At 61.8% G+C, this 557-nt stretch carries 2 protein-coding genes; one reads left to right on the top strand and one right to left on the bottom strand.

The genetic code is table 11. The features are described 5' to 3' along the window. The coding region (locus tag RVY79_RS17090) for a 2'-5' RNA ligase family protein (RefSeq protein WP_317465670.1) at positions 1-180 on the bottom strand (180 nt) is incomplete at its 3' end. Positions 181-325: 145 nt separating this feature from the next. Here RVY79_RS17090 and RVY79_RS17085 point away from each other — a divergent pair. Then, on the top strand, positions 326-557 hold a 232-nt coding region (locus RVY79_RS17085; protein WP_317465668.1), incomplete at its 3' end, for a hypothetical protein.

Here is a 557-nt window from a genome sequence, read left to right as displayed (position 1 = left end):
GTGCTGCACCTGATCCTCAGGCGTTGCCCCCAAGAAGCGTAGCGTTGCGTGCCATTGTTCCGGGGGTAGCCAACGCGCCCCACTCCAGTGAACGTCCCGCAGACAGACCTGCGCGCGCCGCAAGACCGCAACCGTCTCGGGCGTGGGATCGAGCGCAATAAACAGACGGAAGTTGGACATGGCCAAGCTGCGAAAGCGTGCTGACACGAGGCGGCTTTGGGGCTAAAGCACGGCGCATTGACAACCGATTGCTCTTGTCAGAATAGGTCAGACAGGCAACGGAACGAAGGCGCTCCGTGCCCCCACCCTTGTAACCAGGATGCCCATGAAGCGATTTGCAGCCGCTCTTATTCTCATGCTCGCCGCCGGCGCCTCCAGTGGCATTACTGTTGCGTCCTACGGCGACAACTCGATTGCAAACACCGCCGATACCGTCGCTGATCTGATCCCCAATGACCTCGGCCAGGTGCTAGACGCCGCCGATCTGGTGATCGTCGTCGAGTACGACTCCACCGCGCTCGGGTCGGGTCTGGTCTGTCACGCCACGGCCGGCATCA

The organism is Chromohalobacter sp. HP20-39 (assembly GCF_033052815.1).
Taxonomy (GTDB): domain Bacteria; phylum Pseudomonadota; class Gammaproteobacteria; order Pseudomonadales; family Halomonadaceae; genus Chromohalobacter.
Note: the sequence above shows the minus strand (reverse complement) of the source record. Positions and strands in the feature narration are given on the sequence as shown.